This is a genomic window from Mycobacteriales bacterium, from assembly GCA_040902655.1.
Lineage (GTDB): Bacteria > Actinomycetota > Actinomycetes > Mycobacteriales > SCTD01 > SCTD01.
The window spans coordinates 27,230-40,866 of record JBBDWV010000056.1 but is presented as its reverse complement, the minus strand read 5'-3'; the positions used below and the strand labels follow the sequence as shown (position 1 = coordinate 40,866).

Below are 13,637 nucleotides of genomic sequence, written 5' to 3'. Positions count from 1 at the left end.
TCGACCGCACGGTCGGCCCGGCAGGCGGGCTACCGCTGGTGCCGGGCCAGGCGCGGACTCAACCGGCGCTCGAGCGCCGTGCCCAGCAGCGTGATGCCTACGATGAGGGCGACGAGCGCGACGATCGGCGGCACCAGCCACCACGTCCAGGCCGAGGTGATGAACACGGCCCGAAAGGCGATGGCGTCCCGGATCATCGCGCCCCAGGACGGCTCGGTGGGGTCGCCGACGCCGAGGAAGGCCAGCCCGGCCTGCAGTGCGACGGCCCGGCTCGCCGCCGGGATGAACTCCGCGACGGACAGCAGTGACAGGTCGGGCAGGATGTGCCGTCGTAGCTGGTGCCAGGTGCCGGCACCGAAGCCGGTGGCCGCCCGTACGTGCGTGCGCGTGCGCAGGCTCAGCACCTGCGATCGCAGAATCCGCGCCGCCGTGGGCCAGAACAGCAGCGAGATGACCAGGGACAGGCCCAGCACCGAGCCGCCGGTGAGCGCGCCGACCAGCAGCAGCAGCGGCAGCTTGGGCAGCACGAGCACCAGGTCGGTCACCCGCATCAGTGCGGCGCTCGGCCAGCCGGGGAACCAGCCGGCCAGCACCCCGACCAGCGTCCCGAGCACGACGGTTCCGGTGCCTGCGAGCACGGCGACCAGCACCGAGGCGCGCACTCCCAGCAGGAGCTGGCTGGCGATGTCCTGGCCCAGCAGGTTGGTTCCCAGCAGGTGCCGCCCCCCCGGGCGCGAGAGCGACGGCCCGGCCAGCTCGTTCGCGCCGAACGGCGCCAGGCGGCTGCCGAACAGCATGAGCAGGACGTACAGCACCAGGATCAGCGCGCCGACCAGCCCAGCCGTTCCGGGTCGCCGCAGCCGCCGCCGCGTCGGGCGACCGGCGGCAGCAGGGCTGACTGCGCCCGTCACCGGTCACGCACCCGCGGGTCGAGCTTGCCGTAGACCAGCTCCACGACCAGGTTCGCGAGCAGCACCACGAGGGCCAGCAGGATGAAGGAGCCCTGCAGCAGGGGGTAGTCCCGCGAGGTCACCGCCCCCTCGACGAGGGTGCCGATGCCGGGATAGGCGAACACGACTTCCACGAACAGCGAGCCACCGACGGCAAAACCGGCCTGGATGCCCAGGGCGGTGACGAACGGCAGCATCGCGTTGCGGGCCGAGTGCCGGTACTTCAGCAGCCGGCGGGGCAGGCCCTTGGCCCGCGCCAGGAGCATGTAGTCCTCACCCAGCGTCGAGATGACCGTGTTGCGAACGATCAGGAACTTGTTGGCGGCCAGCCCCAGCGTCAGGGCCAGCAGGGGGAGCGCCAGGTGGTGGAGCACGTCTCCGACCGCCTGCACCGGTGACGTGTAGGACGCGAAGGCCGTCTGCCCGCCGGCCTGCGGGAACACCGGCCAGGTCACCGCGAACAGGATCAGCAGTGCGCTGGCGATGGCGTACTCGGGAATGGCCCGGGAAGTCGACAGCACGACGATCAGCGTCCGGTCGGCGAAGCGGCCACGGTGCCAGGCGGCGTGCACCCCGGCGAGGAAGCTGATGGCCGACGACAGCGCCAGTGCGCTACCGGTCAGCAGCAGCGTCCAGGGCAGGCGGTTCTGCAGCAGCGTGCCCACCGGCGCGTTCTGCGAGATCGACCAGCCGAACTCACCCCTGCTCAGCCCGGACAGGTAGGCGCCGTACTGCTCGTGCAGCGGCCGGTCGAGTCCGTAGTAGGCGGCCACCTGGTCACGGGCGGCCGCGTCGTAGACGTAGCTGCCGCTGTCCGGGTCGTCCAGTTGCCGGAGCGGGTCGCCCGGGAGCAGTCGCGGCAGGAAGAACACCAGCGTGACAACCGCCCACAGGGTGAGCGCGTAGAGACCGACGGTGGTCGCGTACCGCGTCCAGGATCGATGCTGCCCCGCCCGTTCAGGAGGTGCGGCCGGCCCCGCCCGTCCAGGAGGTGCGGGCGCAGGCGCGGCGTGCAGGGCCGGATGCACCGCGCGGCTCACCTCCTGCGGCCGACCCCCCGGAGGTGGCCTGGGCCTCGACAGCGCGCAACAGTAGGGGCAGATCGGTGCGGCGTCGCCCCCCGCTTGCACAGATCTCGCCGCTGACCCTGTGGTGCCGCATCCACGGCGGGCCATCGCCATCTGCAGCAAGATCTTCGGAACATCCACAGCCTCCTGGCCCTGTGGATGTTCCGAAGATCTTGAGGCTGGCCCGCTCCCCCGCGCCGCCGGACGACTCATGTTCCGGCCCCGCCTGCCGAGGATGTACGAGGGGCACGGGGGGCGAGTCGAGGAGCAGCAGGTGCAGGCAGGACGGGCAGTACTCGCGGTCGTGGCAGCAGCCCTGGTGGCGGGCGTGGCGCCGGTGGTTGCCAGCGCCCCGGCGCAGGCCGCGTGCGCGACCAACACCGGCAAGAGCATCAGCGGGACCGTCTTCGGGCAGGACGGCCGCGACGTCAACGTCTCCATCGGCTTCGACCTGGTCGACCGCAACGGCAAGGCCCTGAACGCCGACCCGAAGAGCGCCGGCTACGGCTGCGCCAAGACCGGCGGCTACTCCGTGCCGCAGAGTTACCTGAACCACTTCGTCGGCCCCGAGGGTGCGCCGCAGAACAGCGTCATGAAGGACGGCAACCGCACGACCCGCGCGTGGCGGCTCGGCAACATCCCGAGCAACGCCGTCGGCGCCTACATCGAGGTCTACTCCCGCGGCTACAAGGGCAGCCCGTGCAAGGACGCCAACGGCAACTACTGCTTCAACCCCCCGACGGTGACCAAGTACGGCTACGCCAACAAGCACCTGGTGCCGATCGGCACCCAGAACCTGCCGATCCGGCTGGCGATGACCTGCGCCTACCAGGGCACCACCGGCAACATCCAGGGCAAGATCTTCGATGCCGCGGGCCGGCCGGTGAAGGTCAGGAACGTCTTCGCCTGGACGGAGACGAAGTGGAACGCCTGGCCCTTCTACCAGGGCTGGGGCAGCGCGTCGTTCCCGCGCGACGGCTACTACGTCATCAACTCGCTGGCCAGCAAGCAGAGATACACGATCTGGCTGACGACCGCCGACGGGCGCACCATCAAGCGGACCGGCGTTCCGGTGAGTGACTGCAAGGCGACGCCGCTGTCCTTCCGCGTCTGAGACAGGGTCCCCGCCCGGCTGGCCCGGCGCTGCGGGGGCGTGGCACCGTGGAGCGGTGCCGAGGCGGTGGGAGGCCAGGGTGATCGACGTGTCGGGCGTGATCGACGTGCGGGACGACGGCGGGGTGCTGCCCGGACAGGTGCGCGCGTGACCGCACCCGCCGAGCTCGACCTGCCGGACGTGGACGACGTCGCCGACACCGACCGGCCGTGGGTGGCGATCGTCTGGAACGACCCGGTCAACCTGATGAGCTACGTGACGCACGTGCTGATGGAGCTGTTCGGCTACCCGCGGGCGCAGGCCGAGAAGCTCATGATGGACGTCCACTCCAAGGGGCGGGCCGTCGTCAGCAGCGGTACCCGCGAGCAGATGGAGCACGACGTCGCCCGCCTGCACGCCAAGGGCCTGTGGGCCACCCTGCAGCAGGACTGATGAGGTTCTCCCGCCGGCACGGCACGGTCACCGCCAGGCTCGACCGGGTCGAGGCCGACGTGCTGAGCGCCGTCGCCGGGGACCTGCTCGTCCTGCTCGGGGAGCAGGACGAGCAGGGCAGCGACCCGCTGGCCGCCCTCGTCGGCCTGTCCGGCGGCCCGGCCGAGCCGCCGGCCGACCCGGCGTTGGCCCGGCTGCTGCCCGACGCCTACGGCGACGACGAGGCGGCGGCCGGCGACTTCCGCCGCTACACCGAGGGCGACCTGCGGGCGGGCAAGCGGGCGAACGCGACCGTCCTGCTCTCCACGCTCGCGCCGCTGGCCGGCAGGGGCGGCCGGCTGGTGCTCGACCGTGACCAGGCAGCTGCCTGGCTGGGCTGCCTGAACGACCTGCGGCTGGTGCTCGGCACGCGACTCGGGGTCACCGAGGAGACCGAGCTCGACCCGCGCGACGAGGACCCCCGCGCGCAGGCGCTGCAGGTGTACGGCTGGCTGGGCTGGCTGCAGGAGTCGCTGCTCGGCTGCCTGGACCTACGCGGTCCTCGGTAGCCTCGGACGCGTGCTCCAGATTCCCCAGGCGATGGTCGACCGGATCGTCGCCCACGCCCGCCGCGACCATCCCGACGAGTGCTGCGGCGTCGTCGCCGGCCGGGACGGTGTCCCGAGCCGGCTGTTCGAGATGGAGAACGCCGAGCGCTCGCCGACCGGCTTCATGTTCGACAGCGCCGAGTGGCTGCGGGTCTACCGTGAGATCGACGACGCCGACGAGGACCTGCTGGTCGTCTACCACTCGCACACCGCGACCGAGGCCTACCCCTCGCGCACCGACATCCGCTGGTCGGTCAACACGCCCGGGACCTCCTGGCTGCTCGTCTCGACCCGATCGGCGGACCTCGAGCTGCGCTCGTACACCATCGAGGACGGTGTCGTGACGGAGGAGGAGGTCAAGATCACCTGAGCCTGCCGCATCCCGGGCGGAACAAGGCTCGGCTCACCCCCTGTTGTCCTGTCCTGACATCCGCGACACGAGGAGAACCGTCCGCATGGCCATCGAGGTCCGCATCCCGACCATCCTGCGCACCTACACGGGGGGCGAGAAGCTCGTGGAGGGCTCCGGCAGCACGCTCACCGCGCTGCTCGACGACCTCGACAGCCGGCACAACGGCCTGCGGGGCCGGCTGGTGACCGAGCAGGGCGCGCTGCACCGCTTCGTCAACGTCTACGTCAACGACGAGGACGTCCGCTTCCTCGGCGGCCTCGACACCAAGCTGTCGGACGGCGACTCGGTCACGGTCCTGCCGGCGGTCGCAGGCGGAGCCGCGCAGAAGGGGACCGCGGGCGGAGCCGCGCAGAAGGGGACTGCGGGCGGGTGAGGTTCGACTCGCTGCTGGAGTCCGTCGGGCACACACCGCTCGTCGGGCTCCCGCGGCTGTCCCCGTCGCCGGAGGTACGGCTCTGGGCCAAGCTCGAGACGGAGAACCCGACCGGCTCGGTGAAGGACCGCGCGGCGCTCTACATGATCGCGCAGGCCGAGAAGGAGGGCCTGCTCCGGCCGGGGGTCACCGTGCTGGAGCCGACGTCGGGCAACACCGGCATCTCGCTGGCCATGGTGTGCCGGCAGCGCGGCTACCGGCTGATCTGTGTGATGCCGGAGAACACCTCGGTCGAGCGGCGCCAGCTGCTGACGATGTACGGCGCCGAGATCGTGTCCTCGCCGGCCGCCGGCGGCTCCAACCAGGCGGTGGCGATGGCCAAGGAGCTGGCCGCCGAGAACCCCGACTGGGTGATGCTCTACCAGTACGGCAACCCTGCGAACGCGCTGGCGCACTACGAGACCACCGGGCCGGAGCTGCTCGCGGACCTGCCGACGCTGACCCACTTCGTCGCCGGGCTCGGCACGACCGGGACGCTCATGGGCACCGGACGCTACCTGCGCGAGCAGCGGCCGGGCGTGCGGATCATCGCCGCCGAGCCGCGCTACGGCGAGCTGGTCTACGGCCTGCGCAACATCGACGAGGGCTTCGTCCCGGAGCTGTACGACGGCTCGGTGCTGACCTCCCGCTTCTCCGTCGGGCCGCGTGAGGCGCTGCGCCGCACCCGCCAGCTGGTCGAGGAGGAGGGCATCTTCGCCGGCATCTCCACCGGCGCGATCCTGCACGCGGCGCTGGGCGAGGCGATGAAGGTCGTGAAGGACGGGGGCCGCGCCGACATCGCCTTCGTCGTGGCGGACGGTGGCTGGAAGTACCTCTCGACCGGCGCCTACGCCGGCACTCTCGAGGAGGCCGAGGCGGGCCTCGAGGGTCAGCTCTGGGCGTGACCGCGCCGGCCGCCGCCGGGCCCTGCCCTCGCGTACGCTGACCCACGAAGGCGTGGCGTTGCCCGCCCGCTCCTGGGATGGAGTCGCCGTTGCCAGGGTTCGCCCGTGGCCCGAGTTCGCGCGCTCCTCAGCTACGGGTCGCTGCCGTGATCTCGGCGCTGCTGCTGCTCAGCGCGGTGCTGCTGCCCACCGTCTGGGCCGGTGAGTCGGCGTCGACCGCCCTACAGCTGCCCTGGTGGCTGCTGGCGATGCTGTTCGCGGTCTTCCACCTCAACGTGCTCTACGTCGAGCGGGGCCGAGAGGCGCAGACGCTCTCCCTGACCGAGATCCCCATGCTGCTCGGGCTCTTCTTCGCCGACGCCCGATCGCTGCTGCTCGCGAACCTGCTCAGCGGCATCGTCGCCTTCGGCCTGGTCCGGCGTCAGACGCCGGCTCGGTTGCTGTTCAACCTGGCCCTGCTCGTGGCGGACGTGTGCGTGGCGTGGACGGTCTTCACGGCCCTGCACACCGGCGCGGTCACGGTCACGGCGACCGCCTGGCTGGGCAGCTACAGCGCCCTGTTCGCCGCGGGCCTGCTCGACGTCGTGGCCGTGGCCGGGGTCATGGCCGCTGTCGAGGGCCGGCTGGACCGGCGCGAGCTCCTGCGAGACCTTGCGAAGGAGACGGTGCCCTCGGCGATGGCGACCACGGTGGCGCTGGTCGCGGTGTACGCGCTGACGCTGTCGGTGGCGGCGGCGCTACCGCTGGCGGGCCTGCTCGTCATCGTGCTGTTGAACCAGCGGGCGCACGGCAGGCTGCGCCAGCGTCACCTGAGTCTGGAGCGCCTCTACCGCTTCAGTCAGGTGGTGAGCCGGGCGGGCGAGGGCGACGAGGTCGTTCCCAGCATCCTGGCCCAGGCCAAACAGATGCTCCGCGCCGACAGCGCTGCCCTCACCCTGCTCGCCGCGCCCCCAGCGGGCGGCGCCGCCCGCGCCGTGCTGACCGCCGGGGACCGGCTCGAGCGCTCCGCACTCGTGGACCTCGAGCTGCCCGATTGGCTGCTGGACAGGCTGGTCACCGAGCCGCACCCGGTTGCCCTGCACGCGCGCAACACCGAGCTCCGGGTGCAGGACTTCCTGCGGTCCCACGGCTGCACGGAGGCTCTTGTCGCGCCCCTGCGCAGCGAGGAGGGCTTCATCGGGATCCTGCTCGTCGCCGACCGGATCGGTCACGTCCGCGGCTTCGACGACAGTGACGTGCCGCTGCTCGAGACCATCGCCAACCACGCCGGCGTCGCGCTGCACAGCAGCCGGCTGACGGATCAGCTTCGGCACGAGGCGCTGCACGACGCGCTGACCGGGCTGCCCAACCGGATCCTGCTGCACCGCGACCTCACCAGGGCCGTCGAGCAGATCCGGCGGGGCGAGCTGACCGGCTGCGCCGTGGGAATGATGGATCTCGACGGTTTCAGGGAGATCAACGACGCGCTCGGCCACCAGCGCGGGGACGAGCTGCTGCAGGAGGTGGCTGCCCGGTTGACCCGTGCGCTCGGCGGTGTCTGCTGCGCCCGGCTGGGTGGTGATGAATTCGCGTTCCTGCTCACCGCTCCGACCGCCCTGGTAGAGGCGCCGTCCCTCGCCCGGCACCTGCTGGAGGTGCTGGAACAGCCGATCGACCTGCACGGCCTGCGCGTCGAGGTGCGGGCCTCCCTCGGCCTGGCGTACGCACCGGAGCACGCCCAGGATGCCGTCTCGTTGCTCAAGCGGGCCGAGCTGGCGATGTACGACGCGAAGTCCTCGGGGAGCGGGATCCGGACCTTCGAGTCGCGGCTGGACACTCTCAGCCCCACCCGGCTGGGGCTGGTGGCGGAGCTGCGTCAGGCCCTGTCGCAGGGCGAGCTGCACCTGCACGTGCAGCCCAAGTCCAGCCTGGCCACGGGACGGGTGGTCGGGGTCGAGGCGCTGGTGCGGTGGCAGCACCCCACGCTCGGGAACGTGCCGCCGGACCAGTTCGTCCCCGTCGCCGAGCGCAGCGGGTTCATCCGCCCGTTGACGCTGCTGGTGCTGGAGCAGTCACTCCAGGCCTGCGCGTCGTGGCGCCGTGCCGGTCAGGACGTGGGTGTCGCCGTGAACCTGTCGGCCCGCAGCCTGACCGACCCGGCGCTGGTGCGCGACGTTGCCGAGGCCCTGGAGCGACACGACCTGCCGGCGCGGTTGCTGACCCTGGAGATCACCGAGGGCAGCGTCATGACCGACCCGGCCCGCGCCATGGAGCTGCTCCGCACGCTGCGGTCGATGGGCGTGCGGCTCTCCGTCGACGACTTCGGCACCGGCTACGCCTCGCTGTCCTACCTCAAGCGGCTGCCCGTCCACGAGGTCAAGATCGACCGCAGCTTCGTCACGCACATGGTCACCGATCCCGACGATGCGACGATCGTCCGCTCGATCATCGACCTGGCACGCAACCTGGGTCTGGACGTGGTGGCCGAGGGAGTCGAGGACGAAGCCGCCTGGCAGCAGCTGGCCCGACTGGGATGCACCTACGCCCAGGGCTACCACCTCGGTCGGCCGATGCCGGTGGCGCAGTTCCTGCCGTGGCTGACCCGGCCGCCCGCCGTAGGCTGAGCCGGTGAGCGACGCGCCGATCGGGGTCTTCGACTCCGGGGTCGGCGGGCTGACCGTCGCGCGTGCGCTGCTCGACCAGCTGCCCGGCGAGCCGATCCGCTACGTCGGCGACACCGCCCACGGCCCGTACGGTCCGCTGCCGATCGCCGAGGTGCGGCGGCACGCGCTGGCCGCCTGCGACGACCTCGTGCAGGAGGGGATCAAGATGCTCGTGATCGCCTGCAACAGCGCCTCGAGCGCCTGCCTGCGCGACGCCCGCGAGCGCTACGACATCCCCGTCGTCGAGGTGATCCAGCCGGCCGTACGCCGCGCCGTCGTCGCCACCCGCAACGGCCGGGTCGGCCTGCTCGCCACCGCCGTCACCGTCCAGAGCAGGGCGTACGACGATGCCTTCGCGGCTGCCCCGCAGGTGACGCTGACCAGCTCCGCGTGCCCGCGGTTCGTCGACTTCGTCGAGCGCGGCGTGACGACGGGGCGTCAGCTGCTGCAGCTGGCCACGCATTATCTCGACCCCGTGCTGCGGGCCGAGGTCGACACGCTCGTGCTGGGCTGCACGCACTACCCACTGCTGACCGGCATGATCAGTCTCGTGGTGGGCGACGGGGTGACCCTGGTGAGCAGCGCCGAGGAGACGGCCAAGGACGTCTACCGCGTGCTGGAGCAGACCGGGCTGGGCCGCGACCCGGAGGCGCCGCCGCCGGTGCACCGCTTCCTGGCGACCGGGGACCCGGAGCCGTTCGCCCGGCTCGGCCGCCGGTTCCTGGGCCCGGAGATCGGCTGGGTAGCCGGCCTGCAGGCCCGCGCGTGAGGCTCACCGTCCTCGGCTGCTCGGGCACCTTCCCCGGCCCCGACTCGCCCTGCTCGGGCTACCTGCTCGAACACGACGGCTACCGCCTGGTCGTCGATCTGGGTGCCGGCGCGCTCGGTCAACTGCAGCGCCACATCGGCCTGCTCGACGTGGACGCGGTCTACCTCAGCCATCTGCACACCGACCACTGCATCGACCTGGTGGCGTACTCCTACGCCCGCCGCTACCACCCCGGCGGTGCTGCACCGGCACTGCCGGTCTACGGGCCGGCCGGCACCGCCCGGCGGATCCTCGACAGCTACGAGACAGCACCCAGCCAGGGGCTCCAGGACGTCTACGACTTCCGCGAGGTCGCGCCCGGCACACACCGGCTCGGGCCGTTCACGATCCACGCGACACAGGTCAACCACCCGATCGAGTGCCACGGCCTGCGGATCGAGGCCGGCGGTCGCTCACTGGTCTACTCCGGCGACACCGGTGAGTGCGACGCGCTGGTGGCGCTCGCGCAGGACTGCGACCTGTTCCTGTGCGAGGCCAGCTGGACCCACACCGACGGCAACCCGCGCGGCATCCACCTGTCCGGACGGCAGGCCGGCGAGCATGCCTCCCGCGCCGGGGCGCGCCGGCTGCTGCTGACCCATCTGGTGGCCTGGACCGACCCGGAGACGGTCCTGGCCGAGGCGGCGCAGGCGTTTCCCGGTGCGGTCGCGCTGGCCCGCTGCGGCAGCTCGTACGACGTCTGACAGGCTCGCCGGGTGACCCGACACGATGGCCGCGCGCCCGACCAGCTCCGCACGGTGACCTTCACCCGTGGATGGCTCGACCACGCGGAGGGCTCGTGCCTGGTGGAGTTCGGGCGCACCCGGGTGCTGGTCGCCGCGAGCGCGCAGGTGGGGGTGCCGCGCTGGCGCAGGGGGTCGGGTCTGGGGTGGGTGACGGCGGAGTACGCGATGCTGCCGCGGGCCACCCACACCCGTAGCGACCGCGAGTCGGTCAAGGGCCGGTTGGGCGGCCGGACGCACGAGATCAGCCGGCTGGTCGGGCGCAGCCTGCGCGCGGCGGTCGACCTGTCGCTCCTCGGCGAGAACACCGTCGCGATCGACTGCGACGTGCTGCAGGCGGACGGCGGCACCCGCACGGCGGCCGTCACCGGCGCCTACCTCGCGCTGGCGGACGCCTGCGCCTTCCTGGACAAGCCACAGGCGCTGGTGCGCAGCGTGGCCGCGGTCAGCGTCGGCATCGTCGACGGCCGCCCGGCGCTCGACCTCGACTATCCGGAGGACGTCACGGCGGGCACCGACATGAACGTCGTGGCGACCGGCGACGGCGAGCTGATCGAGGTGCAGGGGACGGCGGAGGGCGCGCCGCTGCGCCGCGACGAGCTGGACGCGCTGCTCGACCTCGCCCTCGCCGGCGTCGCCGAGCTGTCGGCGCTGCAGGCCTCCGCGCTGGCGCAGCCGCTGGCGGCCCGCGCCGGCGATCCGCTGAAGCTGTGACGGGGACACGGGTGGTGCTGGCCACCGCGAACCCCGGCAAGCTCGAGGAGCTGCGGCGGCTGCTCGCCACGCAGGCGCCGGCGGTGCAGCTGCTGGGCCTGGGCGAGCTGCCGCCGTACACGCCGGGTCCCGAGACCGGCGCCACCTTCGCGGAGAACGCGCTGGCCAAGGCGGTGGAGGCGGTGCGGCACACCGGGCTGCCGGCGGTGGCCGACGACAGCGGGATCACCGTCGACGCGCTCAACGGGATGCCGGGCGTGCTGTCGGCGCGCTGGGCCGGCCGGCACGGCGACGACGCGGCGAACTGCGCGCTGCTGCTCGGTCAGGTCGCCGACGTGCCGGACGACCGGCGCGGCGCCGGCTTCGTCTGCGCCGCGGCCTGGGCGCTGCCCGACGGGCGCAGCGAGGTGGTGCTCGGCGAGGTGCGGGGCCGATTGCTGCGCGCACCGCGGGGCAGCGGCGGCTTCGGCTACGACCCGCTGTTCGTGCCGGAGGGGCTGACCCGGACCGCCGCCGAGCTGGCGCCGGAGGACAAGGACCGGATCAGCCACCGTGGGCGGGCGCTGCGCCTGCTCGTCCCGCGCCTGGTCGAGGTGCTCTCGTGAACGAGGTGTCGTGGTGAGTGCGGTGGAGGGGAACAGCGGGCTGCAGTCCGAGGTGCTCGAGGACCTCGTCGAGGCGCAGAACTACCGCCGCTGGCTGGTCGGCCTGGCACTGCCCTACCTCGGGGACGACCCGCTGGAGGTGGGCAGCGGGCTGGGCCACTACGCGGCGGACTGGGCCGCCGCGGGGGTGCCGCGGTGGACCGCCAGCGAGGCCGATCCCGGGCGGCTGGACGCGCTCCGGACCCGGTTCGCCGGGGATCCCGTCGTGCGGGTCCGCGAGCTGTCCGTGCCGATCACCGGGACCGCCGAGCACTCCGCGGTGGTGGCCTACAACGTCCTCGAGCACATCCCGGACGACGTCGGGGCGCTGCGCGGCTTCGCCGGGCTGCTGCGGCCGGGCGGCCGGGTGGTGCTCGTCGTGCCGGCCTTCCCGAGTGCGATGAGCAACTTCGACCGGGCGGTCGGGCACCAGCGGCGCTACCGCCGCCGGACCCTGCGGGCGGCCGCCGAGCAGGCGGGGCTGCAGGTCGAGGTGCTGCACCACGTGAACTCGATCGGTCTGCTGGCGTGGTACGTGCACATGCGTGTCATGGGCGCCCAGCCGCGCGCCGGCCTGTCGCTGCAGATCTTCGACAAGGTGTTCGTGCCCGTCCTGCGCCGGCTCGAGGCGCGGGTACCGCCGCCGGCCGGCCTGTCGCTGTTCCTCGTCGCCCGCGCGGGCTAGGAGCCGGTCGACGGGACGGTCCGCACCACCGCCAGGCAGCGCTCGGGGTTGCGCGGCTCGGCGCCCGCGTCGGTCTCCGGCGCGGCCGGGTCGAACAACACCGCCTTCGCGCCGAACCGCTCGATCGCGCCGGCCCGGTTGGTGACGTCGTCGATGCGGGCGAGCATGTCGCCGCGGGTGCCGAGCCGCTGGGTGTCCTGCAGCTGGTGGGCGAACACCACCCACACGCGCTGGCGGGCGAACCTGCCGGTCAGCAGGGCCGCCTCGTCGTTGCAGCGCCCGCCGACCTCCTCGGTCGTGGCGAACAGGATCACGCCGTCCCGACCCAGCCCAGTGAGTTCGGTGTAGAAGTCGAACGGCGCCTTGGCCGGGATGTCGACCAGCACCAGGTCGTCCGGCTGCTTGTCCTCCCTCAGCTGCTCCATCACCGGCCGCAGCTCGTTGCGCTGCAGCACGCTCCCCATCTGCGGCAGCGAGACGGCCGCCATCGGGGCGGCGACCAGCGTCAGCGCGGCCGCCCCCAGCATCAGCGACCGTCCGCGGTCCAGCCTCGGTGGCACGGCGGCCGCCAGTGCGATGCCGGCCAGCGGCACGATCCACAGCGCCAGCCGGCTGGCGAACGGGTAGACGCCGGCCGCGGCCACGACGACCGCCACGAGCACGCCCGCGGCCGTCAACCGCCCGGCGCGGGGGGCGGTCCGGGCGATGCGCCAGGCTCCGACCGCCAGCAGCCCCAGCGCCACCGGCCAGACGGCCAGCTCGAGCGGGTCGCGGGTCAGCGCGACGGCCCGGCGCAGCAGCCAGGTCGGCAGGTCGGCCGTGCTGTCGGGGAAGGTGTCCTTCCAGAAGGTGGACAGGATCTCGCTGTTCCGCAGCCGGTCCAGCACCAGGACGTACGAGATGCCCAGCGAGACGACCCAGCCGCCGAGCAGGCCGGCCGTACGGAGCGCGCGGGCCAGGCCGTCCCGGCGCAGCGCCTCGAGGACGAGCAGCACGCTGAGGCCGGTCAGCACGAAGGCGGCGGCGAAGGAGGCCCACACCGCCACCACGGCGGCGACCGCGAGCGGCCGGACGTCCTGCGTCGCGCGGACCGCCAGCAGGATCAGGCCGAGCACCACCGCGACGTCCAGGGAGTACGGCTTGACCTCGTTGGAGAAGTACAGCAGCGTCGGCGACAGGACCGTGAGGGCGACGGCGAGCGGGACGAGCCCGTCCGGCAGCAGCCGCCGGGCCAGCCGCCAGGTCAGGACGAGCGAGGCCAGCCCGGCCAGCAGCGAGACCAGGCGCAACTGCCGTTCACCGTCGCCGAACAGGTCCAGCGACAGCCGGGTCGACCACAGCCAGAGCACCGGGGCGGCCTGGCCGCCCTGCAGCGGCTCGGCGACCAGGGCGAGATAGTCGCGGCTCACCAGGCTGCGGGCGATCAGCGCCTCGTCCAGCCACAGCGAGCGGGCGCCGTCCCACTGGCGCAGCCGCATCCAGGCGCCCAGCGCCAGCAGCAGGACCGGTACCCAGCTCACCC

Annotated in this window: 15 protein-coding genes; 12 read left to right on the top strand and 3 right to left on the bottom strand. The window is 72.7% G+C overall.

Translation table 11 applies throughout. The annotated features are described in order from the left end of the window. Positions 1 to 29: 29 nt before the first annotated feature. Both WD794_16175 and WD794_16170 read right to left on the bottom strand, forming a co-directional pair. The gene (locus tag WD794_16175) at positions 30 to 911 is read right to left on the bottom strand and encodes an ABC transporter permease (protein ID MEX2291849.1); all 882 of its coding nucleotides are present in this window, start codon (positions 909 to 911) and stop codon (positions 30 to 32) included. Continuing rightward, positions 908 to 1,990, bottom strand: coding sequence for an ABC transporter permease (locus tag WD794_16170; GenBank protein MEX2291848.1), 1,083 nt, complete (start codon positions 1,988 to 1,990; stop codon positions 908 to 910). Before WD794_16170 ends, WD794_16175 begins: the two co-directional genes overlap by 4 nt. Positions 1,991 to 2,228: 238 nt before the next feature. Here WD794_16170 and WD794_16165 point away from each other — a divergent pair, with 238 nt between their 5' ends. The 12 genes from WD794_16165 to WD794_16110 all read left to right on the top strand — a co-directional run bounded on the left by WD794_16165 (position 2,229) and on the right by WD794_16110 (position 12,115). Next, a complete protein-coding gene (locus WD794_16165) occupies positions 2,229 to 3,131 on the top strand; it encodes a hypothetical protein (protein MEX2291847.1) in 903 nt (300 codons plus the stop codon). A gap of 147 nt (positions 3,132 to 3,278) precedes the next feature. Beyond that, a complete protein-coding gene (gene clpS / locus WD794_16160; protein MEX2291846.1) occupies positions 3,279 to 3,563 on the top strand; it encodes an ATP-dependent Clp protease adapter ClpS in 285 nt (94 codons plus the stop codon). Then, on the top strand, positions 3,563 to 4,111 hold the full coding sequence (locus WD794_16155; protein MEX2291845.1) for a DUF2017 domain-containing protein: 549 nt from the start codon (positions 3,563 to 3,565) through the stop codon (positions 4,109 to 4,111). Before clpS ends, WD794_16155 begins: the two co-directional genes overlap by 1 nt. 10 nt (positions 4,112 to 4,121) lie before the next feature. After that, positions 4,122 to 4,520, top strand: a complete 399-nt coding sequence (locus WD794_16150; GenBank protein ID MEX2291844.1) for a M67 family metallopeptidase — start codon at positions 4,122 to 4,124, stop codon at positions 4,518 to 4,520. Between the two features lie 85 nt (positions 4,521 to 4,605). Then, positions 4,606 to 4,935: a MoaD/ThiS family protein gene (locus WD794_16145; GenBank protein MEX2291843.1), complete on the top strand. Its 330-nt coding sequence runs from the start codon at positions 4,606 to 4,608 to the stop codon at positions 4,933 to 4,935. After that, positions 4,932 to 5,879, top strand: coding sequence for a cysteine synthase (locus WD794_16140; GenBank protein ID MEX2291842.1), 948 nt, complete (start codon positions 4,932 to 4,934; stop codon positions 5,877 to 5,879). The genes WD794_16145 and WD794_16140 overlap by 4 nt, the downstream gene beginning before the upstream one ends. A gap of 146 nt (positions 5,880 to 6,025) precedes the next feature. Further along, positions 6,026 to 8,482 carry a GGDEF domain-containing protein gene (locus tag WD794_16135; GenBank protein MEX2291841.1) on the top strand — a complete coding sequence of 819 codons (2,457 nt, stop codon included), beginning with the start codon at positions 6,026 to 6,028 and terminating at the stop codon, positions 8,480 to 8,482. A 4-nt stretch (positions 8,483 to 8,486) separates the two neighbouring features. After that, positions 8,487 to 9,290, top strand: coding sequence for a glutamate racemase (murI, locus tag WD794_16130; GenBank protein ID MEX2291840.1), 804 nt, complete (start codon positions 8,487 to 8,489; stop codon positions 9,288 to 9,290). Continuing rightward, entirely contained in the window at positions 9,287 to 10,033 is a 747-nt protein-coding gene (locus tag WD794_16125) for an MBL fold metallo-hydrolase (protein ID MEX2291839.1), read from the top strand. The genes murI and WD794_16125 overlap by 4 nt, the downstream gene beginning before the upstream one ends. Positions 10,034 to 10,045: 12 nt before the next feature. After that, entirely contained in the window at positions 10,046 to 10,786 is a 741-nt protein-coding gene (gene rph / locus WD794_16120; protein ID MEX2291838.1) for a ribonuclease PH, read from the top strand. Then, positions 10,783 to 11,391 carry an RdgB/HAM1 family non-canonical purine NTP pyrophosphatase gene (rdgB, locus tag WD794_16115; protein ID MEX2291837.1) on the top strand — a complete coding sequence of 203 codons (609 nt, stop codon included), beginning with the start codon at positions 10,783 to 10,785 and terminating at the stop codon, positions 11,389 to 11,391. Before rph ends, rdgB begins: the two co-directional genes overlap by 4 nt. A gap of 13 nt (positions 11,392 to 11,404) precedes the next feature. Further along, complete coding sequence (locus tag WD794_16110; GenBank protein MEX2291836.1) at positions 11,405 to 12,115, top strand: class I SAM-dependent methyltransferase; 711 nt, start codon at positions 11,405 to 11,407, stop codon at positions 12,113 to 12,115. Here WD794_16110 and WD794_16105 read toward each other — a convergent pair. Next, positions 12,112 to 13,635 (bottom strand): glycosyltransferase family 39 protein, encoded by a 1,524-nt coding sequence (locus WD794_16105; protein MEX2291835.1) that lies wholly within the window; start codon positions 13,633 to 13,635, stop codon positions 12,112 to 12,114. The genes WD794_16110 and WD794_16105 overlap by 4 nt on opposite strands. Positions 13,636 to 13,637 lie beyond the last annotated feature (2 nt).